This is a genomic window from Pseudomonas lini (assembly GCF_001042905.1).
GTDB lineage: Bacteria > Pseudomonadota > Gammaproteobacteria > Pseudomonadales > Pseudomonadaceae > Aquipseudomonas > Aquipseudomonas lini.
On sequence record NZ_JYLB01000006.1, the window covers coordinates 273,720 to 297,440 of the forward strand.

The 23,721-nt window shown below is 59.8% G+C and carries 20 protein-coding genes and 1 pseudogene; 11 read left to right on the forward strand and 10 right to left on the reverse strand.

The window, feature by feature from the left end; all coding sequences use genetic code 11:
* Positions 1 to 14: 14 nt before the first annotated feature.
* From TU81_RS19455 to TU81_RS19480, 6 genes are all read left to right on the forward strand, one after another.
* Positions 15 to 878: a LysR family transcriptional regulator gene (locus TU81_RS19455; protein ID WP_038980910.1), complete on the forward strand. Its 864-nt coding sequence runs from the start codon at positions 15 to 17 to the stop codon at positions 876 to 878.
* Between the two features lie 224 nt (positions 879 to 1,102).
* Positions 1,103 to 2,179 carry a putative 2-aminoethylphosphonate ABC transporter ATP-binding protein gene (locus tag TU81_RS19460; RefSeq protein ID WP_048396325.1) on the forward strand — a complete coding sequence of 359 codons (1,077 nt, stop codon included), beginning with the start codon at positions 1,103 to 1,105 and terminating at the stop codon, positions 2,177 to 2,179.
* Positions 2,179 to 3,903 (forward strand): putative 2-aminoethylphosphonate ABC transporter permease subunit, encoded by a 1,725-nt coding sequence (locus tag TU81_RS19465; protein ID WP_048396326.1) that lies wholly within the window; start codon positions 2,179 to 2,181, stop codon positions 3,901 to 3,903. Before TU81_RS19460 ends, TU81_RS19465 begins: the two co-directional genes overlap by 1 nt.
* A gap of 36 nt (positions 3,904 to 3,939) precedes the next feature.
* Positions 3,940 to 4,965, forward strand: coding sequence for a putative 2-aminoethylphosphonate ABC transporter substrate-binding protein (locus TU81_RS19470; RefSeq protein ID WP_038980913.1), 1,026 nt, complete (start codon positions 3,940 to 3,942; stop codon positions 4,963 to 4,965).
* A 145-nt stretch (positions 4,966 to 5,110) separates the two neighbouring features.
* The gene (locus tag TU81_RS19475; protein WP_048396327.1) at positions 5,111 to 6,244 is read left to right on the forward strand and encodes a TIGR03364 family FAD-dependent oxidoreductase; all 1,134 of its coding nucleotides are present in this window, start codon (positions 5,111 to 5,113) and stop codon (positions 6,242 to 6,244) included.
* Positions 6,244 to 6,801 carry a phosphonate degradation HD-domain oxygenase gene (locus tag TU81_RS19480; RefSeq protein ID WP_048396328.1) on the forward strand — a complete coding sequence of 186 codons (558 nt, stop codon included), beginning with the start codon at positions 6,244 to 6,246 and terminating at the stop codon, positions 6,799 to 6,801. Before TU81_RS19475 ends, TU81_RS19480 begins: the two co-directional genes overlap by 1 nt.
* A 147-nt stretch (positions 6,802 to 6,948) precedes the next feature.
* Here the strand turns inward: TU81_RS19480 and TU81_RS19485 are convergent, their stop codons facing one another.
* The gene (locus tag TU81_RS19485; protein ID WP_038980917.1) at positions 6,949 to 8,313 is read right to left on the reverse strand and encodes a GTPase/DUF3482 domain-containing protein; all 1,365 of its coding nucleotides are present in this window, start codon (positions 8,311 to 8,313) and stop codon (positions 6,949 to 6,951) included.
* Positions 8,306 to 9,685: a DUF2868 domain-containing protein gene (locus tag TU81_RS19490; RefSeq protein WP_048396329.1), complete on the reverse strand. Its 1,380-nt coding sequence runs from the start codon at positions 9,683 to 9,685 to the stop codon at positions 8,306 to 8,308. The genes TU81_RS19485 and TU81_RS19490 overlap by 8 nt, the downstream gene beginning before the upstream one ends.
* Positions 9,686 to 9,770: 85 nt before the next feature.
* Here TU81_RS19490 and TU81_RS19495 point away from each other — a divergent pair, with 85 nt between their 5' ends.
* Positions 9,771 to 10,283 carry a dihydrofolate reductase gene (locus TU81_RS19495; RefSeq protein ID WP_038980923.1) on the forward strand — a complete coding sequence of 171 codons (513 nt, stop codon included), beginning with the start codon at positions 9,771 to 9,773 and terminating at the stop codon, positions 10,281 to 10,283.
* Positions 10,284 to 10,393: 110 nt separating this feature from the next.
* Here the strand turns inward: TU81_RS19495 and TU81_RS19500 are convergent, their stop codons facing one another.
* Complete coding sequence (locus tag TU81_RS19500; protein ID WP_038978386.1) at positions 10,394 to 11,785, reverse strand: L-cystine transporter; 1,392 nt, start codon at positions 11,783 to 11,785, stop codon at positions 10,394 to 10,396.
* A 237-nt stretch (positions 11,786 to 12,022) separates the two neighbouring features.
* Between TU81_RS19500 and TU81_RS19505 the strand changes: the two genes are divergently transcribed.
* Positions 12,023 to 13,090 carry an HAD family hydrolase gene (locus tag TU81_RS19505; RefSeq protein ID WP_038978387.1) on the forward strand — a complete coding sequence of 356 codons (1,068 nt, stop codon included), beginning with the start codon at positions 12,023 to 12,025 and terminating at the stop codon, positions 13,088 to 13,090.
* Positions 13,091 to 13,337: 247 nt separating this feature from the next.
* Here the strand turns inward: TU81_RS19505 and ilvD are convergent, their stop codons facing one another.
* The 5 genes and pseudogenes from ilvD to TU81_RS19530 form a co-directional block, all read right to left on the reverse strand.
* Positions 13,338 to 15,179, reverse strand: coding sequence for a dihydroxy-acid dehydratase (gene ilvD / locus TU81_RS19510; protein ID WP_007897835.1), 1,842 nt, complete (start codon positions 15,177 to 15,179; stop codon positions 13,338 to 13,340).
* A 258-nt stretch (positions 15,180 to 15,437) separates the two neighbouring features.
* A complete protein-coding gene (locus TU81_RS19515; RefSeq protein ID WP_048396330.1) occupies positions 15,438 to 16,646 on the reverse strand; it encodes a multidrug effflux MFS transporter in 1,209 nt (402 codons plus the stop codon).
* Positions 16,639 to 17,615, reverse strand: a pseudogene (locus tag TU81_RS19520) (diiron oxygenase). Before TU81_RS19520 ends, TU81_RS19515 begins: the two are co-directional and overlap by 8 nt.
* On the reverse strand, positions 17,612 to 18,691 hold the full coding sequence (locus TU81_RS19525) for a SagB family peptide dehydrogenase (RefSeq protein ID WP_038980929.1): 1,080 nt from the start codon (positions 18,689 to 18,691) through the stop codon (positions 17,612 to 17,614). The pseudogene TU81_RS19520 and the gene TU81_RS19525 overlap by 4 nt, the downstream one beginning before the upstream one ends.
* 438 nt (positions 18,692 to 19,129) lie before the next feature.
* The gene (locus TU81_RS19530) at positions 19,130 to 20,326 is read right to left on the reverse strand and encodes a class I SAM-dependent rRNA methyltransferase (protein ID WP_007897847.1); all 1,197 of its coding nucleotides are present in this window, start codon (positions 20,324 to 20,326) and stop codon (positions 19,130 to 19,132) included.
* 256 nt (positions 20,327 to 20,582) lie between these two features.
* On the opposite strand from TU81_RS19530, the gene TU81_RS19535 reads away from it, so the two are divergent.
* The 3 genes from TU81_RS19535 to TU81_RS19545 are packed head-to-tail and all read left to right on the forward strand — an operon-like array spanning position 20,583 to position 22,616.
* Entirely contained in the window at positions 20,583 to 21,395 is an 813-nt protein-coding gene (locus TU81_RS19535) for an HDOD domain-containing protein (protein ID WP_162232628.1), read from the forward strand.
* Positions 21,396 to 21,425: 30 nt separating this feature from the next.
* Positions 21,426 to 22,238: a bifunctional DNA-formamidopyrimidine glycosylase/DNA-(apurinic or apyrimidinic site) lyase gene (gene mutM / locus TU81_RS19540; protein WP_048396332.1), complete on the forward strand. Its 813-nt coding sequence runs from the start codon at positions 21,426 to 21,428 to the stop codon at positions 22,236 to 22,238.
* A gap of 54 nt (positions 22,239 to 22,292) precedes the next feature.
* Entirely contained in the window at positions 22,293 to 22,616 is a 324-nt protein-coding gene (locus TU81_RS19545; RefSeq protein WP_048396333.1) for a hypothetical protein, read from the forward strand.
* 141 nt (positions 22,617 to 22,757) lie between these two features.
* Here the strand turns inward: TU81_RS19545 and TU81_RS19550 are convergent, their stop codons facing one another.
* Complete coding sequence (locus TU81_RS19550; RefSeq protein WP_003195146.1) at positions 22,758 to 23,009, reverse strand: YfhL family 4Fe-4S dicluster ferredoxin; 252 nt, start codon at positions 23,007 to 23,009, stop codon at positions 22,758 to 22,760.
* Between the two features lie 148 nt (positions 23,010 to 23,157).
* Entirely contained in the window at positions 23,158 to 23,637 is a 480-nt protein-coding gene (coaD, locus tag TU81_RS19555; RefSeq protein WP_038980940.1) for a pantetheine-phosphate adenylyltransferase, read from the reverse strand.
* Positions 23,638 to 23,721: the final 84 nt, after the last annotated feature.

A 23,721-nucleotide genomic window follows, 5' to 3' on the forward strand; every position in this document is an offset into this window, starting at 1 on the left:
GATGAGGGAAGGGCGTGCTGAGTGCCGAGCTGAAGGCGTTTTACATGGTTGCCCGATTGGGCAGCATTACCCTGGCAGCGAAAAAGCTCGGCCTGAGCCAACCGACGGTGACGACCCAGATTCGGCATCTGGAAAGCCAGTACTCGGTTGAGCTGTTCTATCGTGGCGGCCGCCGCCTCAGCGTCAGTGACGAAGGCGCGCGGTTGTTGCCGATGGTCAAGGCGCTGTTGCAACAGGAAGCTGACATCGAGTTTTTCCTGCGTAACAGCGGTCAGGTCCAGGGCACGTTGCGCATTGCTGCCACGGCGCCGTATTACATCCTCGACCTGGTGAAGACCTTTCGCGAGCGCTTGCCGCAGGTGGAGGTGTCGGTGGAAATCGGCAACTCCCAACAGGTATTGGAGGCGCTGGAGGATTACCGGGTCGATGTCGCTGCGTCCTCGCAGTTGCTGGACGATGCGCGGCTGATTCGCCGGGTGCTCGGCAGCGATCCACTGGTGCTGGCGGTGCACCGCAATCATCCGCTGGCGGTGCATGATCATGTACCGCTCAGTGCGCTGGCAGGCCATACCTTGTTGATGCGGGAGTCGGGCTCGACCACTCGGCGCTTGACCGAAGAATTGCTGGCCAACGCGGGGGTGAGTTTTGGACCGTTGCTGGAGATTGGCAGCCGGGAGTCGATTCGTGAGGCGGTATTGCGCAACATCGGCATCAGCATCATTGCTCGGCAGGAAGTGCCGCACGATCCGCAATTGCGGGTGCTGACTATCGAAAATGCGCCGCAGATTCCCGAGTACCTGTACTGCCTCAAGGAGCGAAAAGGTGCGCGGCTGCCGGCGGCGTTTCTGGGGTTGGCGCAGGAAATGGCCCCAGCCTGAGACTTGTGGCGATGCTTATGGCCTCTTCGCGGGCAAGCCTCGCTCCTACAGGTTGATCGCATTCCCCTGTAGGAGCGAGGCTTGCCCGCGAAGGCGTCCGTCGGTACGCCGCCGCATCCAACCCAAATCCCCGAATACCACTATCGGCCGTTTTTGCCTCGTTGCCACATGACGGACGCATTGCAAACCTAGGATGGCCCTCATCTGCTTGATGAGGTCTGTCCATGAACCACTCGACTGCAACTACCCTGACCAACCCCGGCGCGCCGATGAAAGTGCGCGGCGTGCAGAAACGCTTCGGCGCGTTCACCGCGCTGGATAACGTCTCCCTTGACGTGGCGGCCGGTGAGCTGGTGTGCCTCTTGGGGCCGTCGGGCTGTGGCAAAACCACCTTGCTGCGCTGCATCGCCGGCCTCGAGAAACAAGACCGCGGCGAGTTGTACCTCGGCGATCGCGACGTTTCCCACCTGGCACCTCAGGCTCGGGACTACGGCATTCTCTTCCAGTCCTACGCACTGTTTCCCAATCTCACCGTCGAGGCGAACATCGCCTACGGCCTCGCCAGTAGCAGTCGCGATGAAGTGCGCCAGCGCGTCGGTCAGATGCTGGAACTGGTCGGCCTGATCGGCAGTGAGAAAAAATACCCCAGCCAATTGTCCGGTGGTCAGCAGCAACGTGTCGCACTGGCTCGAGCCTTGGCGCCGGCCCCTTCATTGTTGCTTCTGGACGAACCGATGTCGGCGCTCGACGCCCGGGTCCGCGAGCATCTGTGCACCGAACTGCGCCAATTGCAGCGCAACCTCGGTGTCACCACCCTGATGGTCACCCACAATCAGGACGAAGCCATGCTGATGGCCGACCGCATCGCCGTGATGAACAACGGCAAGGTCGAGCAGTACGCCACGCCACAGGAAATCTACGACCGTCCGGCCACACCGTTTGTGGCCGAGTTCGTCGGTCAGGGCAACTGGCTGCCGTTCCGCCGTAGCAGCGACAGTCATGCCCAGGTCGGCGGGATGAACATGCGTCTGGCTGAAGGCAGCGCTAAAACTGCCTCGGGCCGTTTGTTCTGCCGTCCCGAAGCCATCAACGTCAACCCGCCGGTGCATGAAGAAAACCTGTTCCCGGCCAAGGTTCGCGAGATCACTTTTCTCGGCAACCGCTGCCGCATGAGCTTCGAACTCGATCAACTGCCGGGCCATGCGCTACTGGCGGAACTGGCGCCGGAAGCCATGCCGCGTCTCGGCGCGCAGCAGATCATGGTCGCCTTGCCGCCGCGCAGCCTGCAGGTGTTTGCCTGATGAGCGCGAACGTCGCCCTGCCGATACCGCACAAGCAGGTTTGGCAGACCTCCCGTGCCGAGATCGGCGACCGTCTGTTCGTGGTCGGCGGCAAGGTTCTGCTGCTGGTGTTGCTCGGCGTCGCGGTGTTGATGCCATTGCTGGCGATCTTCTGGCGCGGTTTCAGTTCTGAAGCCGGGCAGGGCGGTGGTCTGGTGGCTGCCCGTGAACTGCTGACCAGTGCCAATTTCCACTGGTTGCTCGGCAACAGTTTGAAAGTTTCCCTCAGCGTCGCGGCCATCGTCGTACCGCTGGCCTATCTGTTTGCCTACGCCCTGCAACGTACATTGATTCCCGGTAAAGGCATCTGGCGCGGCATGTCGCTGTTGCCGCTGATGGCGCCGTCGATGCTGCCGGGGATTGCGCTGGTTTATCTGTTCGGCAATCAGGGCATGCTGCGCGGTTTGCTCTCGGACAATATCTACGGCTTCTGGGGCATTGTTCTGGGCGAGGTCATCTACACCTTCCCACACGCGCTGATGATTTTGCTGTCGGCGCTGTCACTGGCGGATGCGCGACTGTTCGATGCTGCTTCCAGCATGGGCGCTAGTCCGGCGAAAGCCTTTCGCAGCATCACCTGGCCGGCGACCCGTCAGGCGGTGTTCGCGGCGTTCTGCCTCGTCTTCACCCTGACCATCACCGACTTCGGTGTGCCGGTGGTGGTCGGTGGCGACTATCAAGTGCTGGCGCTGGAAGCCTACAAAGCCGTGGTCGGCCAGCAACAATTCGGTCGCGGCGCGCTGATCGGCATGGTGTTGCTGCTGCCGGCGCTGTTCAGCTTCGGCGTCGATGCGTGGCTGCGTCGGCGCCATGGCGATTCCATGAGCGGTCGGGCGCGAGTCTTTCAACCGGCTCCATCGAAGCTGCGCGACGGTTGTTATCTGGCCATCGTGCTGTTGATCTGCGCGGTGTTGCTGCTGGTCTTCGGCATGGCGGTGTACTCGTCGCTGGTGAAATTCTGGCCGTACAACCTGTCGCTGTCGCTCAACCATTACCAGTTCAACGACACGGCGGGCGGCGGCTGGCTGGCCTACGGCAACAGCGTGAAAATGGCGTTGTGTACGGCGTTGATCGGCAGTGTGCTGATCTTCACCGGTGCTTACCTGATGGAAAAAACCAAGGGCCAGCGCGGGCTGAATCTGACACTGCGCATGCTCAGTTTCGTACCGATGGCGGTGCCGGGTCTGGTGCTGGGCCTGGGTTACGTCTTCTTCTTCAACCTCACCGGCAACCCGCTGCATGTGCTCTACGGGACCATGACGCTGCTGGTGGTCTGCACCATTGCTCACTATTTGACCACTGCACAAATGACCGCCACCACCGCGCTGCGCCAACTCGATGCCGAGTTCGAAGCCGCCGCGCTGTCGCTCAAGGCGCCGCTGTACCGGCACTACCTGCGGGTCACCGTGCCGATCTGCCTGCCGGCGCTGCTGGACATCGTGCGCTACCTGTTCGTCTCGGCCATGACCACCGTCTCGGCGGCGATCTTCCTCTACAGCCCTGACACCATCCTCGCGGCGGTGGCGGTGTTGAACATGGACGACGCCGGCAACGTCGGCGGCGCGGCGGCGATGTCGACCCTGATTCTGTTCACCTCGGCGGGCGTGTCCCTGCTGCTGGCCTGGGCCTCGCGCGGTTTGTTGCGTCGCTCCCAGGCCTGGCGGCAGACCGCGCCCAGTCATTGATTTGCCCCCACACCTCAACTCAAACAGGAAAAGATCATGTTCAAGCCTTTGGCCCTGGCCGCTGCTGTCCTCACCGCTTTCAGCCTGAATGCCTTTGCGGCGAAAACCGAGTTGACGGTGTACACCGCTCTCGAAGCCGAACAACTGAAGACCTACAAAGAGGCCTTTGAAAAGGCCAACCCGGACGTCGAGATCAAGTGGGTGCGCGATTCCACCGGCATCATCACCGCCAAACTCCTGGCCGAAAAAGCTCGTCCACAAGCTGACGCGGTCTGGGGCCTGGCAGCCTCGAGCCTGGCGATCCTCGATCAGCAAGGGATGCTGCAAAGCTACGCACCGAAGGATCTGGGCAAGATCGGCGGTAACTATCGCGACGCCGCTAACCCGCCAGCCTGGGTCGGCATGGACGTCTGGGCGGCGACCATTTGCTTCAACACAGTCGAGGCTGAAAAGCAGGGTCTGAGTAAACCCGTGAGCTGGCAGGACCTGACCAAGCCTGAATACAAAGGCAAGATCGTCATGCCCAACCCGGCCTCGTCCGGCACCGGTTTCCTCGACGTCAGCGCCTGGCTGCAAACCTTCGGCGAGAAGCAGGGCTGGCAGTACATGGACGACCTGCACCAGAACATCGGCCAGTACGTTCACTCTGGTTCCAAACCGTGCAAACTCGCCGCCGCCGGGGAGTTCCCGATCGGTATTTCCTTCGAATACCCGGCCGTTCAGCTGAAACGCCAGGGCGCGCCGCTTGACATCATCCTGCCGAAAGAAGGCCTGGGCTGGGAGATCGAAGCGACGGCCGTGATCAAAGGCACACCGCACGAAGACGCGGCGAAGAAGCTGGCTGACTTCTCTGCGAGCCCGGCGGCGATGGAGCTTTATAAGGAGAACTTCGCCGTGCTCGCGCAACCGGGTATCGCCAAGCCGCAGACTGAATTGCCGGCGGATTATGAGCAGCGTTTGATCAAGAACGACTTTGCCTGGGCCTCTAAGAATCGCGACCAGATCCTTACCGAATGGCGTAAGCGTTATGACGGCAAGTCCGAGAAAGTGGCTGCCAAGTAAATCTTCGTAGGCTGACAGGGCCTCTTCGCGAGCAAGCCCGCTCCCACAGTAGATCTCCAGCGGACACTAAATTTGTGAACGACACAGATCAAATGTGGGAGCGGGCTTGCTCGCGAAGGCGGTCTCGAATTCGGGACATCTCTTGATGACACACCACAACGACATGCTGATCGTAGGCGCCGGCATTCTCGGCCTGTCCCACGCCTATGCCGCCGCCAGACGCGGCCTCAAGGTCAAAGTCTTCGAGCGCAGCGAAACCCCACTCGGCGCGTCGGTGCGCAACTTCGGCCAGGCACTGGTCACCGGCCAGCCTCCGGGCCCAATGCTTGAACTGGCCAAGGCCAGCCGCGACATCTGGGGCCAATGGGCACAACTGGCTGGCCTGCAACTCAAGCGCAACGGCTCATACTTGTTCGCCCGGACCGAAGCGGAAGAGCACCTGCTGGAAGCCTTCTGCGGCGGCCGCGCCATGGAGCACGGTTACCGCGTCGACCTGCTGCGCGGTGCGGCATTGCGCGATTTATACGGGGGCCAGTTCAGCCATCACCGCGCCGCGTTGCACGGCATGGACGACCAGCAGCTGTATTCCCGCGAAGCAATTCCGGCGTTAATCGACTACCTGCGCCGCGAGTTAGGCGTCGAGTTTCACTTCTCCACGCTGGTGCGCGACATCGAGCCGGGGCGCTTGCACAGCACCGTCGGCACCTTCGGCGCCGAGCAGATCATCGTCTGCTCTGGCCACGATTATCAAACGCTGTTGGCCGAGCCGATTGCCGAACTGAATCCGCAAATCTGCCGCTTGCAAATGCTTCGTGCCCGACCGCAGATCAACCTCGATCTGCAACACGCGCTGCTCACCGGCCTGAGTTGCGTGCATTACGGCGCCTTCGCCGATCTGCCGGAAGCCGCAGCGGTACAGGCGCAAATTCTGCGCGACGCACCCCATCTGCATGAAAACGGCATTCACCTGCTGATCAGCCCGACGCCTTACGGTGAATTGATCATCGGCGATTCCCACCATTACGGCAGCGATCCATCACCGTTCAATGCCGAGCAGGTGGATCACTGGATGATTGAACTGGCCGAGCAGACGTTGGGCTGCAAGGTGCAAGTGGTCGAACGCTGGCAGGGCGTCTATGGTTCACGCGGGCCGGGGCCGTTCTCCTTTCTGCAGCCGATGCCAGGTGTGAGCGTGGCGTTGATGCACACCGGTGTCGGCATGAGCGTCGGGCCGGCGATGGCCGAACGTAACGTTGCGACCTTATTGGGAGACAGTTGATGGGCCGCCATGAGCAAGTGATCGCCGAGGTGTTCGGTCTGTACGAGCGGTTTGGCGACAACGATTACATCGGCGAACCAGTGTCGCAGATCGAGCACATGTCTCAGGCGGCGGAACTGGCGATGGCCGAGGGGTTCGATGATGAAGTGGTGCTGGCGGCGTTCTTTCATGACATCGGGCATATCTGCGCCGAGGGTGCCGAGAACATGGGTGGTTTTGGGATAGTCAGCCACGAGCGACTGGGGGCGGATTACTTGCGTCGCGCCGGCTTCAGCGAACGCCTGGCGCGGCTGGTGGAATATCACGTTCAGGCGAAACGTTATCTGACGCTCAAAGAGCCCGGGTACTACGAGCGTTTAAGTGAAGCCAGTCGGCGGACGCTTGAGTATCAGGGCGGGGTGATGACGGCTGCCGAGGCTGAGGCGTTCGAGCAGGATCCGTTGTGTGCGGTCAGTTTGCGGATGCGTCAGTGGGATGAGTTGGCGAAGGAGTTGTGGGTGCCGGTGATGGATCTGGGCATCTTGAAGGAAAAGGCGTTGCGGCTGCTGGCTGAGTAAAGCTTCACAATCGAGTCGCGCCCATCGCGGGCAAGCCCGCTCCCACAAGGTCTCGGGTGATACAGAAATTGTATGAACACCGAAGATCCCTGTGGGAGCGGGCTTGCCCGCGATGAGGCCAGAGCTGACACCGCAGATTGCGGGTCTTTAAAGTTGTTGCGCCAACACCTCAACCTGCTCCTGCCGCTCCCCCTGACTCAACTTCGAATTCGGATTCAGCGACGACCACTGCGGATGCGCCCGCGCCTTGTTCAGCGCTTCGGGCAGTTTGCCTTCGCGCCAGGTTTTGTCCTGCGGCGTGGCGACCTGAATGCTGTCCATCGCCGCGTGGCCACGGGAATTCAGAGCCTGCAGCAATTGCCGCTGGCGCAACGCCAACAGCCGCAGCACGCCGTCGTCGACGGTCAGTTCTCGCTGCCCTTTGATCTTGCCCAGCAGGCGACTGCCGTAACTGCGGGCGGTTTGCAGGGCGCCGCCGGCAATCGCTCCGGCCAATGCCGCGGCGCCGAGGGTCAGGCCGCCCACCAGCAAATCAACCCCGGCCCCGGCCGCCGCGCCGGCCGCGATACCGCCGCCGACCCGCACACCGAGCTGCTTCAGGGTTTCCGGGTTGAACAGATCATCGCCCCAGCGGCCATCGAGCAACGGCAAGTCACTGGCCGCCGCATCTTGTGGGCGGAAGGCGTAGAGCTTGAGCAAGGCCTCGACGCAGCGTTGTTCGCGCTGACGCACTGCTTTGCGCAGTTCGCTGATCGCTTGCTGTTCCTGCGCCGCCTCGCTGACCACACTGCGGCGGCAGGCGGCGCAATCGATCAATAAATCGGCAATCAGCCGCGCTGCACTTTGCTGACGGGCCAGACGTTGGGCCTGCTGGTCGGCGATCAAGCGCTCCAGTTGTTCGCGGGAGTTTTCCAGCAGCAGCGCGAGGCTTTCATAGAGTCGACGCTCGCCATCTTCCGGTGGCGCGACGCTGTCGAAGCGCACCAAGGCATGCAAGCCCAACCGCGCCAGTGCTTCGCGCCAATCAGGTTCGCGATGCTGGGCGCTGCTGACAAAATTCAACACCGGCAGCAGCGGTTTGCCGCAACTGGCCAACACTTCCAGTTCGTCGCGGTACTTGGCCAGCACCGGCTCTCGGGCGTCGATCACATAGAGGCCGGCGTCCGAGGCGAGCAATTGCCGCAGCACCTTGGCTTCCTGTTCGAAGCGCTGCCGGGCTTCGCTGCTCTCCAGAAAACGCGCCAATCGTGCCGGGCCGTCGAGGCGTTCGCCAGGTCGTTCCAGGCGTTCGAGGTAGTCGAGCAGGGCGATGGCGTCTTCCAGGCCCGGAGTGTCGAAGAGATCAAGCAATGGCTCGCCGTCTACCGACAATCGCGCGCCTTCGACGTGGCGAGTGGTGCTGGGGCGATGGGACACTTCGCCGAAGCCGACGTCCCGTGTCAGCGTTCGCAGCAACGAGGTTTTGCCGACATTGGTGTGGCCGACCACGGCGAGTTTTAATGGATTAGTCATGACCCGTCTCCAGCCAGTTCAACGGCGCGCAATCGGCGAACGGCAGGTCCAGTTGTTGTAGCGCAACATGCCAGTCGCCCAGGCGTTCGGCATCCAGCGCTTCGCCGGGCGGCGCTTGCAACAACCACACACGGGTGGCGCTGGCGCTGCGGGCCAGTTCGGCGATCAATGCCAGGCTGCCACGGTCCGGCGAGCGCCGTGGGTCACAGGCAATGGCCAGGCGAGCCGGGGGAAAACGGCTCAGCTGTTCGAGCAGTTTGTGTCGGGATTCACGACTGTCGAGGATGCCGGCGTTGTTGACGGTTTTCGGCAATTGCGGCGGCCAAGGGCGTTGGTCATCCAGCTCGATGGCCACCAACAGCGCGCCATCGCTTTGCAGATCGCTGACAGCGCTTTCAACCCGATGAAGTTGTTCTGGCGCGGCATCGCTGATGCCCAGGCGTTCGCTGGTGGGCATCAGCCGTTCGCGCAGTTGGGCGTAGCCGGGCAGGTTCAAATCCAGATGCAGGGCTGCTTGGCCGGTTTTCCAGCGCCACAGGCAGAACAATGCGAGCAACAATCGCGGCAAAACGCCGTACACCAGCAGCACCCCAACCAGCCACGCCGCCCAGGCCTGGCGGGCGCTTTCGATGTTCAGCGCGGCATCGCCGCTGGCGCGGATCATCTCCACGCTGGGCACGCTGAAACCGAGTAAGGCCGGCAGGGCGCCGAGGGCTTGGGTCATGGCGACGAAGGTGTCGCCGCCGAGAATGGTGGTCTCCCAGACGAAGCCGTAGCGCCGGGTCGCCATCAGTATCAGCACCATCACTAAAGCACTGAGCATCGCCAGCAACCACAATCCGTTGACCAGCACGCCCAGCGCCCAACGATTGAGTTTCTGCCGTTGCAGCAACAGCAGCAGGGCCGGCGCCAGTTGCGCGGCGTTGGCATCGCGGGCGAGTTTTTCACTGAGCCACAGCCATAATCGTCCAAGGGCTGCACCTTGTTCCCCGGCGAACACCAGGCCCAAGGCCCAACTCAGCAATAGAATCAGGTTCAGCCCGAGCAGACTGCCCAACGCCCAGAACACATTGACCGGGGTCTGGCCGTCGCCCAGCGCGGCAAACGCCAGGCCGGCGCCACTGATCACCGCCAATACGGCCAGCACGATCAGCGCCAGTCGCGCGCCTTGCAGCCAATGTTTGAGGGCGTGGGTCTGTCCGTTGCGCTCGGCCAGCCATAGGGCGCGGCGTTGAATACGCGTCGGCAGGTCGCCGCCGGCGCTACGGGCGATTCGATTGGCTTCCAGATCGTCCAAGGGGCCCGCGTGTTCTTCACGCAGGCGCATGGTTTCGCTCAGCCAGAGGTTTTGCAGTGGAGTCAGTTCAGTCACGCGGCTTCCCGTCGCTTAATTGAGCGGTGAGCATAACCGCTGTGACGCTTATCGGGGTAAGGGAGGCTCTGGTATCCTCGCCGACATGACTAAATCACTCCCCCTCAGCCTGATCGCAGCCCTCGGTGAAAACCGTGTGATCGGCGTCGACAACAGCATGCCCTGGCACTTGCCGGGGGACTTCAAATACTTCAAGGCCACTACCCTCGGCAAGCCGATCATCATGGGTCGCAAGACCTGGGATTCGCTCGGTCGTCCGCTGCCGGGGCGGTTGAACATCGTGGTCAGCCGTCAGGCAGATCTGCAGCTGGAAGGCGCGGAGGTTTATCCGTCGCTGGAGGCGGCGGTGGTTCGCGCGCAGCAATGGGCGAACGAGCAGGGTGTCGATGAGGTGATGTTGATTGGCGGGGCGCAGTTGTATGCGCAAGGGTTGGCACAGGCTGATCGGCTATACCTGACCCGCGTGGCGCTGAGCCCGGAAGGGGATGCGTGGTTTCCGGAGTTTGATTTGAACCAGTGGAAACTGGTGTCGAATGTTCCGAATCCGGCGGAGGGTGACAAGCCGGCGTATAGCTTTGAGGTGTGGGAGCGTACATAGATCGTTCCCACGCTCTGCGTGGGAATGCAGCCCGTGACGCTCCGCGTCACTGGACGCGGAGCGTCCCTTGAGGCATTCCCACGCGGGAGCGTGGGAACGATCGGTACGCCTTAAGCCTGAGCCAACTCCGAATGCTCATCCGCATCCAGCAGCTCTTTATCGGTCTGCTGCATCATCTGACTGGTAATCGCCCCCGCCGTGATCGAACCACTCACGTTCAACGCCGTACGACCCATATCAATCAACGGCTCAACCGAAATCAGCAACGCCACCAGTGACACCGGTAAACCCATGGCCGGGAGCACGATCAACGCGGCGAAGGTCGCGCCGCCACCGACCCCGGCCACACCGGCCGAACTCAACGTCACAATCGCCACCAACGTCGCGATCCATAATGGGTCCAGCGGGTTGATGCCCACGGTCGGCGCGACCATCACCGCCAACATTGCCGGGTACAGACCGGCACAGCCGTTCTGGCCAATGGTCGCGCCAAACGAGGCGGCGAAACTGGCGATGGATTGTGGAATACCCAAACGGCTGGTCTGGGCTTCGATGCTCAGCGGAATGGTGGCGGCGCTGGAGCGGCTGGTGAAGGCAAACGTCAGTACCGGCCAGATCTTGCGGAAGAAGCGCAGCGGGTTGATCCCGGCCGCCGACACCAGCAGGCCATGCACCACAAACATCAAGCCCAGTCCGATATAGGACACCACCACGAAACTGCCGAGCTTGATGATGTCTTGCAGGTTGGAGCCGGCGACCACTTTGGTCATCAGCGCCAATACGCCGTATGGGGTCAGCTTCATCACCAGACGTACCAGACGCATCACCCAGGCTTGCAGGGTGTCGATGGCGTTGATCACTTTCTGACCTTTCTCGACATCATCCTTGAGCAGTTGCAGCGCGGCGACCCCAAGGAATGCGGCGAAGATCACCACACTGATGATCGACGTTGGCTTGGCGCGGGCCAGATCGGCGAACGGGTTCTGCGGGATGAACGACAGCAGCAGTTGCGGCACATTCAGGTCAGCGACCTTGCCCGCGTAATCGCTCTGAATGGTTTGCAGGCGAGCCATTTCCTGGGTGCCAGCGACCAGGCCTTCGGCGGTGAGGCCGAACAGGTTAGTCAGGCCGATGCCGATCAGCGCCGCGATAGCGGTGGTGAACAGCAGCGTGCCGATGGTCAGGAAGCTGATCTTGCCCAGCGACGAAGCGTTGTGCAGGCGCGCCACGGCGCTGAGAATCGAGGCGAACACCAGCGGGATCACGATCATTTGCAGCAACTGCACATAACCGTTGCCCACCAGATCGAACCAGCCGATCGAGGCTTTCAATACCGGGTTGCCCGCACCGTAAATCGTGTGCAGAGCGACGCCAAATGCCACGCCCAGTACTAGCGCGAGCAGAACCTTTTTGGCCAGGCTCCAAGTGGTGTGACGAGTTTGCGCCAGGCCAAAGAGCAAGGCGAGGAACACCAGCAGATTGAGGATCAGCGGCAGATTCATAAGAGCTCCAGTGACTTTGCCAGCTGCATTCCGGCGCAGCTGCGAACCGGCAAGCCTAACAGCTTGATATGTAATGATTTAATATCAAAAACAGCGGTTGACTGTCGTTTTTGGAATAAGCCGTTGACGCTGTGGGGAATGCCGCTGACGGAATCAGGATGCAAGCGGTCGCGGGCAGGCGGGGACTGTCATACAGATTTGTTAGCGTCGATATCTTTCAATCAGGGAGAAACGCAGATGAAGCTCGCACCGAAATTTCTGGCTGCCGTACTCGGATTAAGTTTGGGCTTGGGCCTTGCCGGCCAAGCGTTCGCTACTGACCTGAAACACTGGCCAGCCGATCAGGCCAAGGCGCTGGACGCGATGATCGCGGCCAATGCCAACAAAGGTAACTTCGCGGTGTTCGACATGGACAACACCAGTTACCGCTACGATCTTGAAGAGTCCTTGTTGCCGTTCATGGAAAACAAGGGCCTGATCACCCGCGAGACACTTGATCCCTCCCTGAAACTGATGCCGTTCAAGGACACCGCCGACCATAAGGAAAGCCTGTTCAGCTACTACTATCGCCTCTGTGAAATCGACGACATGGTTTGCTATCCATGGGTCGCCCAAGTGTTTTCCGGCTTCACGCTTCAGGAACTCAAGGGCAACGTCGATGAGCTGATGGCGTCTGGCAAACCGGTGCCGAGCACTTATTACGAAGGCGACGTGGTCAAGACCATCGACGTCAATCCGCCGAAAATCTTCACCGGTCAAAAAGAGCTCTATAACAAGCTGATGGAGAACGGCATCGAGGTCTATGTGATGACCGCCGCCTCTGAAGAACTGGTGCGCATGGTCGCCTCCGATCCGAAATACGGCTACAACGTCAAACCACAGAACGTGATCGGCGTGAGCCTGCTGCTCAAGGACCGCAAGACCGGCGAGTTGACCACGGCACGCAAGCAGGTCACTGCTGGCAAGTATGATGAGAAGGCCAACCTGGGTCTCGAACTGACCCCGTACCTGTGGACCCCGGCTACCTGGATGGCGGGTAAGCAGTCGGCGATCCTGACGTACATCGATGAATGGAAAAAACCGGTCCTGGTTGGCGGTGATACTCCGACCAGCGACGGCTACATGCTGTTCCACAGCGTCGACGTGTCCAAAGGCGGCATCCATTTGTGGGTCAACCGCAAAGACAAATACATGACCCAGATTAACGGCATGATGGCCAAAAACGCAGCAGCCCAGGCGAAAGAAGGGTTGGCGGTGACGGCGGACAAGAACTGGGTGATTGTGAAGCCTGAAGATATTCAGTAAGAAGAGCCCCGGCCAAGCTCGCTCTCAACGGCAACATAGAACGAATGTGGGAGCGGGCTTGCTCGCGAAGGCGGTCTGACAGTCAACATCGATGTTGAATGATCGTTCCCACGCTCTGCGTGGGAATGCAGCCCGTGACGCTCCGCGTCACTGGACGCGGAGCGTCCCTTGAGGCATTCCCACGCGGGAGCGTGGGAACGATCAGCCCCGCACTTGGCGGGGCATTTTTTTGTTCGACGGTTAAGTATTACAACCCGTCGAGCATCGCCTTGTTACGTACCGCACCCTTGTCGGCGCTGGTGGCCAACAGGGCATAGGCTTTCAGCGCAGTGGTCACTTTACGTGGACGCACTTCCACCGGTTTCCAGCCTTTCTTGTCCTGCTCGGCACGGCGCGCGGCCATTTCTTCATCGCTGATCAACAGGTTGATCGAGCGGTTTGGAATGTCGATCAGAACCTTGTCGCCATCCTGCACCAGGCCGATCGCGCCGCCAGCAGCAGCTTCTGGCGAAGCGTGGCCGATGGACAGGCCCGAAGTGCCGCCAGAGAAGCGGCCGTCGGTGAGCAGGGCACAGGCTTTGCCCAGGCCTTTGGATTTCAGGTAAGACGTCGGGTACAGCATTTCCTGCATGCCCGGGCCACCTTTCGGGCCTTCGTAACGGATGATCACGATGTCGCCGGCCTTCACTTCGTCGGCGAGGATGCCGCGTACGGCGCTGTCCTGGCTTTCGAAGATCTTCGCGTTGCCTTCGAACACGTGGATCGACTCGTCGACACCGGCGGTTTTCACCACGCAGCCGTCCAGAGCGATGTTGCCGTACAGAACGGCCAGGCCGCCTTCTTTCGAGTAAGCGTGTTCAACACTGCGGATGCAGCCGTTTTCGCGGTCGTCATCCAGGGTTTCCCAACGGGTCGACTGGCTGAACGCGGTTTGCGTCGGGATACCCGCCGGACCGGCCTTGAAGAAGTGATGCACGGCTTCGTCGGTGGTCTGGGTGATGTCCCACTTGGCGATGCCTTCAGCCAAGGACTTGCTGTGCACGGTCGGCAGGTCGGTGTGCAACAGACCGCCACGGGCCAGGGAGCCGAGGATGCTGAAGATCCCGCCGGCACGGTGCACGTCTTCCATGTGGTACTTCTGGATGTTCGGCGCGACTTTGCACAGTTGCGGTACATGACGGGAGAGACGGTCGATGTCGCGCAGGTCGAAATCGATCTCGGCTTCCTGGGCCGCGGCCAGCAAGTGCAGGATGGTGTTGGTGGAACCGCCCATGGCGATGTCCAGGGTCATGGCGTTTTCGAACGCCTTGAAGTTGGCGATGTTGCGTGGCAACACCGACTCATCGTTCTCGCCGTAGTAACGCTTGCACAGCTCGACGATGGTGCGGCCGGCCTGCAGGAACAGCTGTTCGCGGTCGCTGTGGGTGGCGAGGGTCGAACCGTTGCCCGGCAATGCCAGGCCCAGGGCTTCAACCAGGCAGTTCATCGAGTTGGCGGTGAACATGCCGGAGCACGATCCGCAGGTCGGGCAGGCGCTGCGCTCGTACTCAGCGACTTTCTCGTCAGAAGCGCTGGAGTCGGCGGCGATTACCATGGCATCGACCAGGTCGAGACCGTGGCTGGCCAGTTTGGTCTTGCCGGCTTCCATCGGACCGCCGGACACGAAGATCACCGGGATATTCAGGCGCAGAGACGCCATCAACATGCCAGGGGTGATCTTGTCGCAGTTGGAGATGCAGACGATGGCGTCGGCGCAGTGAGCGTTGACCATGTATTCGACGGAGTCGGCGATGATCTCGCGACTGGGCAGCGAATAGAGCATGCCGTCGTGGCCCATGGCGATGCCGTCATCCACGGCGATGGTGTTGAATTCCTTGGCGACGCCGCCGGCCCGTTCGATTTCGCGAGCGACCAGTTGCCCAAGATCCTTGAGGTGCACATGGCCCGGTACGAATTGGGTAAAGGAGTTGGCAATGGCAATGATCGGCTTCTTGAAGTCGTCATCTTTCATCCCCGTGGCGCGCCACAGTGCGCGGGCACCGGCCATGTTGCGGCCGTGGGTGGATGTTTTCGAGCGGTAATCAGGCATGAAGCACTCCGGGCGGCTAATCAGGTATCAAAAGGGAAGTGAGCTTCTGTTGACGTCTGGAACACTCAGAAATGGCCGTGTGTCCGGAAGTTGCCGATAACTTTGCGGGATCGCCGCGCGCTTCAGCTTGAGCTCATAAACCCGCCGGGGGATGACTGGCGATGAATCTCGTGATTCTACACCGCTGGCGTCAGGAGGGAATGCCGGAACGTGTTGATCCAGCGCTGACACAGCGTATGGGATGACGACTGGCAGGTGTCAACCCGCTTTCAGCGCCAGATGCTGCCGTGTGATCATTACATTCAAGCCCAAACCCGCGGCACTCAAGGTCAAGTAGCATAAGGCGAGCGCTGTGGTCAGATCCTCGGAGGCGAGATTGATTACCACGCTGATTACTCCACCGCACATGAAAATCAGCACACCACCGACCGAGGTAGATGTTCCGGCATTCTGTGGGTAAAGACTCATGGCTTTGGAGTTGGCGATTGGTCTGGCAATGGTGGTGCCTGCGGTACAAATCAGCATGGGTATCAGCACCGCCGTAGCGGAGAGCCCGAACTGATCGGCCAACCACAGCATGACCAACCCTGACAAGGCGATCAGTCCCAGACCGATGACTATCTGTGTGTTGGCCTGCAGGTGTCGATGCAGAGCGCCGGCGACTATTCCGCCAAATACGTAGGCGACGCCATACAGCAATAACGCCCAGGCAAACTCGTATGGCGAAAGCGCCAGACGTTCCATGAAAATGATCGGAGAAATGACGATGAACGAAAAATGGCAGGCGAAGGCCAAGGCTGAAATTAGCCAGTAACCCATGAAGCGTCGATCCGAGCACACTCGCCAATAGGCACTGAAAAATCGTCCATGTGACAGGGTATGACGCTGCGGGGTTTCGTTAAGCAGAACGAAGGCTTTAAGCCAAACAATGACGGCCAGCGTGATAAACACATAAAAGCTACCCTGCCAACCCATCTGCAACTGCAACCAGGTCCCCAACAGGGGCGAAAGCGAAATGAACACCCCGCCACTTGTCACCATCCAGATTCTGATTCGCTCCTGCTCCTTGCCGACGAATAAATCCTGAACCAGTGCCTGTGTTAGCACGAAGGATCCGCAACCAACCGCTTGGATCACCCGAAAGAACAAAAACCAGTTGTATTCGCTGGAAACCAGGCAACCCATCGCACCGACCACCGCGATTGCGATTCCTGCCAACAGCAGCTTCTTGCGTCCCCACATGTCCGACAACGGTCCGACCAGTACCACGGACAATGCCAGACCAATGGCGAACATGCTGACGGACAGGGCAATCTCGGACGATGAGGTCCGAAAGTAGTCAGAAAGATCGGGAAAGGACGGGAGCACCACATCGAGAGGGAAGACGCCGAGCAGCGTCATTATCATCAACAGAGTAAACGTGGCCCGACGTTTTTCGGCGCTGGGTGTATCGTTTCCTTCATCCATCGATAAGTCCTGCCTTCATGAATAGTTGCTGGTTGTAAGGCAGGTCGAAGAAACCGGCTTTTTCAACGCCTGCAGCGTCGCCCTGGCGCCGGATCGGGCACGTAGAAGCGTGGCTTGGGGGCTGGTCAGTTCACCGAGAACTTGCGTGACGGCCGTCTCGCCGATACCTGCGCTGTGCAGGCTTTCCCGCAGCCATCGCTCATCGACCTCGAAGAAAATCCGGATGCTGTCCAGCAGCAGCCTGGCGGCGAATAGGCGTTGACGGTTGTTCAGCGTCAGCCACAGGTAATGGAACACTTCAGAGAAATAGCGACTGTGGCGCGCCTCATCGGCGAGATGATCCCTGAGCATTGCCTGGACGCTGGACACCAGGTCGTCATGGCAGACGTCGAGCAGTTCCCTGGCAATGATCGTCTCTGACACGAACCCGACGAGAAACCAGGCCAGCGCCCGGTGTTTGTCAGGTGTGCGCTCGAGCAGGGTGTTCAATCGCGTGATGCGCTGCGGCACGACCGGGCGCAGGTTGAACCCGTAGATCCCGGCAATCTGCTCGGCAAGGCTATTGGAGAACAGGGCGTGATAACCCTCGTCGGTATAAAGCTGAAGCGCGGCGGTCTTCATCCGTGGGGGAATGTTGACCTTCAATTCACCGTGGATGATGGTCTCCACGGAACGGTTGACGATGCGGTGTTCGAGCACGGTGGTGTAGTCGAGGAAGTACACCAGATGATTGGCCGACAGCCGATGGATGACGGTTGGACCTAGCGCTTTGATAGCCGGGTGATTCAGGTAAGCCAGCAAGCCTGGGGGAAACCAGTGACGTGTTTCCAGTTGCTGTTCCAGGTCTGGCGGTAATAGATAGTCATGTTTGCTGGTTCGCACCGACGCGCGGGTATTCCAGTCTCCGAGGGTGAAACGCAGCGCCCAGGAAACGGGGTGGTCTGACGGGGCAATGATGGGGGCGGTCATTGTTGCGGCTCCCGACTGCTCAGCAGATCCTTCAATTCCTTGCACATCACTTGTCCGTCGCTGTGGCCACAGCCAACAAAAAACAAGGGTTGTTCTGCGTTGTTCTCGAGCCCCAGCAATGTTTCGACCTGATCGTCCGTCAGTGCTCCGGTCAGCCATGTGTTCAGCCCCAGTGCAGTGGCCACCAGTTGAAAGGTCTGGGAAATATGCCCCGCCTCCACGAAGGCCATTCGGTAGGCTCGCGAGTGTTCATATTTCCACCACAACTTGTCGAAGCGAGCGGTAATGAACAGGCCCGCCGGCAGGTTATTGATGAAATGTTGGCCGCACAGCAACTGCCCCAGGGGCGAGTCAGGTGCCGGGTTGACGAAGCTCAGTGCATGGTCGGTGGGATGGTAGGCGTAGAACCCGGGATTCAGTCCGCTGACGTTTTGTACATGAAGAAAGCCTTCGCAGGCATTCAGCCCGCCGCCGGACGGGCTGCTGCGTCGGGCACCGAGACCTTCGACAATCGTTTCGTCGACGTCATTTTCACGCTCATGCAAGTAGCCCAAGGACAGGTAAAGCAGTGTGCCGACATCTTCCAGTGAAACCGCTTCATCCGTGAAGGTGCGGCAGGTTTTTCGGCCGATCAGGACGTTGGCCAGGGAGCCCTCCGGCAGGCAGGAAGGTTTTGGCAGGGCGATCAGATCGCGTGCCTGGCGTTCTGTGAGCCTGGCGTCCGGCGCGGGTGCTTCCAGTACTTCGGTGCAATGATCCAGATAGTATCTCGACCATTCATGAATATCCTGAGGAACATGTTCGCAGGGAATGTTCTTGGTGCCGATATGAAATATTTTCGACAGTTCATCCCAACCCCATTCAATGCTGTCTTGTATTGATGTGGTGAGTATCCCGCAGTTTAGAAGTTGAGTGTCGACTATGTTGCTGTCGTTATAGAGTTCGGGGTTGTGGATAAGTTGTGCAAGTCGGGTTGAATATTCCAGGTTAAGTTCAAATTGTTTGTGGTTTTTGTAATCCCAGACTATTTGGCCGGGCGTACGAGGAAGTATGAACAGGTATGGATTTATCTGCATGATGGGCGGTTCGCTCTGGACATAGCCATAGAAAACGCTGGGTAGCCGGCACTCCCCAGCGTTTCATTTACTTAGCGGGTTTTTGGCGCAACCAGAAAAGCCAGGTTGGCGATTTTGTTTGTTTCCAGAGTAATTGCTTTCATATTTTTTGACTCCTTGTCATTGATAGTGAGTGTCACTTCGCGGTGACAACTCAATCATAGGCGGTAATGAGCCCTTATCAAGGGGATATTAAGTAGGAATATTCTAGTAATTTTGTCGGAGCGATCTGGGGGTGGGGATAAGTTTGTAAGTTATATTCTTTTAAATAAAAGATGCAGGGAAACGTCCTGCAAGTCAGTAGGACCGCAAGAGTAAGAAGCAGGGGCTGAAGAGTGGATGTCGTGGCGTTAAAACGGCTGACGGAGAACCTGTCGGCTCCCCGTCAAACCAGCGTACTTAGCTGTTTGGCAGCAGACGGCAGGTGATGCTCTTGATGTAGCGGGTCTCGGCAATCGCCGGGTGTACCGGGTGATCCGGGCCCTGACCACCGCGCTCCAGCATCTGGATGTTGCGGTCCAGGTGACGGGCGCTGGTCAGCAGAATGTTCTGCAGATCGTCTTCCGGCAGGTGCATCGAGCACGAAGCGCTGACCAGGATGCCGTCCTTGCTGAGCAGGCGCATGGCTTGCTCGTTCAGGCGACGGTAAGCACCTTCACCGTTTTTCATGTCTTTCTTGCGTTTGATGAAGGCAGGAGGGTCGGCCACGATGACGTCGAAACGCTCTTCGCTGGCTTTCAGTTCCTTCAGGGCTTCGAATACGTCGCCTTCGATGCAGGTCATTTTTTCGGCGACGCCGTTCAGTGCGGCGTTGCGCTCGACGCCGTCGAGGGCGAAGGCCGAAGCATCGACACAGAACACTTCACTGGCGCCGAAGGCAGCCGCTTGAACGCCCCAGCCGCCGATGTAGCTGTACAAGTCCAGTACGCGTTTGCCTTTGGCATAAGGTGCCAGGCGCGCGCGGTTCATGCGGTGGTCGTAGAACCAGCCGGTTTTCTGTCCCTGGATGACTGGCGCTTCGAATTTCACGCCGTTCTCTTCCAGAGCGACCCATTCCGGCACCAGGCCGAATACGGTTTCGACATAGCGGTTGAGGCCTTCGGCATCACGGGCAGCGGAGTCGTTCTTGAACAGAATGCCGCTTGGCTTGAGCACTTGGGTCAGTGCCGCGATCACGTCGTCTTTGTGAGCTTCCATGGTCGCCGAGGCGATCTGCACCACCAGAATGTCGCCGAAACGGTCGACTACCAGGCCTGGCAGCAGGTCGGAGTCGCCGTAGACCAGGCGATAGAACGGCTTGTCGAACAGGCGATCACGCAGGGACAGGGCAACGTTCAGGCGATGCACCAGCAGCGACTTGTCCAGCGGCAACTTGATGTCGCGCGACAGCAGACGGGCGCAGATCAGGTTGTTCGGGCTCATGGCAACGATGCCCAGCGGCTTGCCGCTGGCGGCTTCGAGGATCGCCTGGTCGCCGGCCTTGAAACCGTGCAAAGGTGTGGCGGCTACATCGATTTCGTTGCTGTAGACCCACAAGTGGCCGTTCCGCAGGCGACGGTCGGCGTTGGCTTTGAGGCGCAGGCTAGGCAGGGACATGACGTCGCTCCGGAAAAAAGAGCGGGAGTATAGCGTGTTGCGCAAGGGCTCGGCTTGGCGGATGGACATGCGGTGAGGGGGGGCTCCCACAGAGAGTGCATTTGTTCTGGGCAATAAATGAAATTTCGGCGACATAGCCGCGGATGTGTCAGATCCATCTTCTTAAGGGTTAGAATCCCCGCCTGACCCGGAGTGTGTACTTATGTCCCAAGAGCTGACGACCGAACAGATTCAACAGTCCCTGCAAGGCATCAGCGTGCCGGCCCAGCCGCAGATCATGGTGGATCTGCAGATGGAGCAGTACATGCCCGATCCGGACCTGGAAGTGATCGCGAAGCTGATCTCCCAGGACCCAGGCCTGTCCGGCGCCTTGCTGAAAATCGTCAACTCGCCGTACTACGGTTTGAGTAACAAAATCACCGCGATCCAGCGGGCGGTGAACCTGTTGGGCAGCCGTTCGATCATCAACCTGATCAATGCGCAGTCGATCAAGGGCGAGCTGAACGACGACGCGATCGTCACCCTCAACCGATTCTGGGACACGGCGCAGGACGTAGCGATGACATGCCTGACCCTGGCCAAGCGCGTCGGTGTCCAGGCCGGTGATGAAGCCTATGCATTGGGCCTGTTCCACGATTGCGGCATCCCGTTGATGCTCAAGAAATTCCCCGACTACATGAAAGTGCTGGAACAGGCCTATGGCAACGCCAGCGCCGAATGCCGCGTGGTGGATACCGAGAACAAAAAATACAACACCAACCACGCCGTGGTCGGGTACTACACCGCCAAGTCCTGGCGCCTGCCGGAACACGTCACCCAGGCCATTGCCAACCATCACAACGCGCTGGCTATTTTCAGCGATGAATCGTCGCGCAACACGCCGCTGAAAAACTTGCTGGCGATCCTGAAGATGGCCGAGCACATTTGCGCCTCCTTCCGAGTACTGGGCAACCAGTCCGAAGACCATGAGTGGAACAGTGTCGGGCCTCTTGTGCTCGATTACATGGGGCTTTCGGAATACGATTTCGAAACCCAGAAACAAGAGATTCGCGACCTCGCCTCTCGTTGAGTGTCGAACCTCGCCTGATTCGAGAGCCCCATGCCTGAACTGCCGGAAGTCGAAACCACCCGCCGCGGAATTGCACCGCACCTGGAAGGCCAGCGCGTCAGCCGGGTGATCGTGCGTGAGCGCCGTCTGCGCTGGCCGATCCCCGAAGACCTGGATGTGCGGTTGTCCGGCCAGCGCATCGTGCTGGTGGAGCGTCGCGCCAAGTACCTGCTGATCAACGCCGAAGTCGGCACGCTGATCAGTCATTTGGGGATGTCGGGGAATCTGCGGCTGGTGGAAGCTGGCATGCCGGCGGCCAAGCATGAGCATGTGGACATTGAACTGGAATCGGGTCTGGCCTTGCGCTACACCGACCCGCGACGGTTTGGGGCGATGCTCTGGAGCCTGGACCCACTCAACCACGAATTGCTGATTCGCCTGGGGCCAGAGCCGTTGACCGATCTGTTTGACGGCGAGCGGCTGTTCCAGCAATCGCGCGGGCGCTCCATGGCGGTCAAACCATTCATCATGGACAACGCGGTGGTGGTCGGCGTCGGCAATATCTACGCGACCGAAGCATTGTTTGCGGCCGGCATCGACCCGCGACGTGAAGCCAAGAGCATTTCCCGGGCGCGTTATCTGAAACTGGCGATCGAGATCAAGCGCATCCTGGCCGCCGCTATCGAACGCGGCGGCACCACGTTGCGGGATTTTATCGGTGGCGACGGTCAACCGGGTTATTTCCAGCAGGAACTGTTCGTGTACGGCCGTGGTGGTGAACACTGCAAGGTCTGTGGCACAGGGCTGCGGGAAGTCAAGCTTGGGCAGCGCGCCAGCGTCTTTTGTCCGCGCTGTCAGAGCTGATATCGGCTACGGTCTATAGTCAGTGTTCTCACTGCCTAGCCGAAGGACCGTGCCATGAATCTGTTTCGAACCCTTGTCGTTACGCTGCTGCTGAGCGTCGGTGCGTCCGCGCTGGCGGCTGAGAACGGCAGCGGCGATCCGCGTTACACCATCCAGAATCCACCGGCCTACGCCATGCTTGGCGATTTACTGATTGCCCGACCGTTGTTGGTAGTGGCGACGGTGATCGGTGCCGGGGCGTTTGTGCTGTCGTTGCCGTTTACCGCGTTCGGTGGTGGCATTGGCGATGCGGGGCAGGCGTTGGTGGTCGATCCGGCGAAAGCCGCATTTGTGCGGTGTTTGGGGTGTATCGGGGAGGGGTTTGAGCAGCGGGAGTGAGGCAGTTAAGTTTTTGGTGCTGCTGATGACGCCTTCGCGAGCAAGCCCGCTCCCACATGGGATTTGTGAACGACGCAGATTCAATGTGGGAGCGGGCTTGCTCGCGAAGAGGCCCGGGAAGACAACACAAAACGGTCAGGCTCAAGCCTTACCGGTAATCTTGCGGTACTTCTCCATCAACTGTTCTTCAGTCTCTGGATGAGCCTCGTCCAGCGGGATGCAATCCACCGGGCAGACCTGCTGGCACTGCGGTTCGTCGTAGTGGCCGACACATTGTGTGCACAGGTTCGGGTCGATCACGTAGATCTCTTCGCCCTGGGAGATGGCGGCGTTCGGGCACTCGGGTTCGCAGACGTCGCAGTTGATGCAATCGTCGGTGATGATCAGGGACATGCTAACTCCAGCCGGGGCGGCAGGCCCGGGCGCAATAAATCAATGCGCACAATTGTGCCGCATTGGCGCCCGCAGTGCACGCGGGCGCGATCAAGTGCAGCGATCGAAGATTGCGGTAGCCGTAAAAGATCGCAGTCTTCGGCAGCTCCTACTTTTTAAAGCGTAGGGTGAGGGCGTCGGCCACCGCCGGGTGGACGAACTTGGTGATATCGCCGCCCAGGGCTGCGATTTCACGGACCAGCGTCGAGGAAATGAACGAATAACGCTCGGACGGGGTAAGAAACAGGCTTTCCACATCCGGCGCCAGTTGGCGGTTCATGTTGGCCAGCTGGAATTCGTATTCGAAGTCCGATACCGCGCGCAAACCACGCAGGAATATGTTGGCGTTCTTCTCTTTGGCGAAGTGCGCGAGCAACGTCGAGAAACCGACGACTTCAACGTTCGGCAAATGTTTGGTGACCTCGCGGGCCAGCTCCACACGTTGTTCCAGGGGAAACAGCGGGTTTTTTTTCGGGCTGGCGGCGACGGCGATGATCACATGATCGAACAGGCGCGAGGCGCGTTCGACCAGATCGCCATGGCCCTTGGTAATAGGGTCGAAGGTACCTGGGTACAACACTCGGTTCATCGCGTCGTCCTGGCGGGAGTCCGTTGGGGAGTCGGATGGTATCGCAGCCTTCCCGGTCGGCCAAGTCGCCTGTTGGGTAAGAAA

Coding starts and splice junctions, on each gene's coding strand:
- TU81_RS19460 (WP_048396325.1), top strand. CDS start 1,103: ATGAACCACTCGACTGCAACTACCCTGACCAACCCCGGCGCGCCGATG.
- TU81_RS19465 (WP_048396326.1), top strand. CDS start 2,179: ATGAGCGCGAACGTCGCCCTGCCGATACCGCACAAGCAGGTTTGGCAG.
- TU81_RS19470 (WP_038980913.1), top strand. CDS start 3,940: ATGTTCAAGCCTTTGGCCCTGGCCGCTGCTGTCCTCACCGCTTTCAGC.
- TU81_RS19475 (WP_048396327.1), top strand. CDS start 5,111: ATGACACACCACAACGACATGCTGATCGTAGGCGCCGGCATTCTCGGC.
- TU81_RS19480 (WP_048396328.1), top strand. CDS start 6,244: ATGGGCCGCCATGAGCAAGTGATCGCCGAGGTGTTCGGTCTGTACGAG.
- TU81_RS19485 (WP_038980917.1), bottom strand. CDS start 8,313: ATGACTAATCCATTAAAACTCGCCGTGGTCGGCCACACCAATGTCGGC.
- TU81_RS19495 (WP_038980923.1), top strand. CDS start 9,771: ATGACTAAATCACTCCCCCTCAGCCTGATCGCAGCCCTCGGTGAAAAC.
- TU81_RS19500 (WP_038978386.1), bottom strand. CDS start 11,785: ATGAATCTGCCGCTGATCCTCAATCTGCTGGTGTTCCTCGCCTTGCTC.
- TU81_RS19505 (WP_038978387.1), top strand. CDS start 12,023: ATGAAGCTCGCACCGAAATTTCTGGCTGCCGTACTCGGATTAAGTTTG.
- ilvD (WP_007897835.1), bottom strand. CDS start 15,179: ATGCCTGATTACCGCTCGAAAACATCCACCCACGGCCGCAACATGGCC.
- TU81_RS19515 (WP_048396330.1), bottom strand. CDS start 16,646: ATGGATGAAGGAAACGATACACCCAGCGCCGAAAAACGTCGGGCCACG.
- TU81_RS19525 (WP_038980929.1), bottom strand. CDS start 18,691: ATGCAGATAAATCCATACCTGTTCATACTTCCTCGTACGCCCGGCCAA.
- TU81_RS19530 (WP_007897847.1), bottom strand. CDS start 20,326: ATGTCCCTGCCTAGCCTGCGCCTCAAAGCCAACGCCGACCGTCGCCTG.
- mutM (WP_048396332.1), top strand. CDS start 21,426: ATGCCTGAACTGCCGGAAGTCGAAACCACCCGCCGCGGAATTGCACCG.
- TU81_RS19545 (WP_048396333.1), top strand. CDS start 22,293: ATGAATCTGTTTCGAACCCTTGTCGTTACGCTGCTGCTGAGCGTCGGT.
- TU81_RS19550 (WP_003195146.1), bottom strand. CDS start 23,009: ATGTCCCTGATCATCACCGACGATTGCATCAACTGCGACGTCTGCGAA.
- coaD (WP_038980940.1), bottom strand. CDS start 23,637: ATGAACCGAGTGTTGTACCCAGGTACCTTCGACCCTATTACCAAGGGC.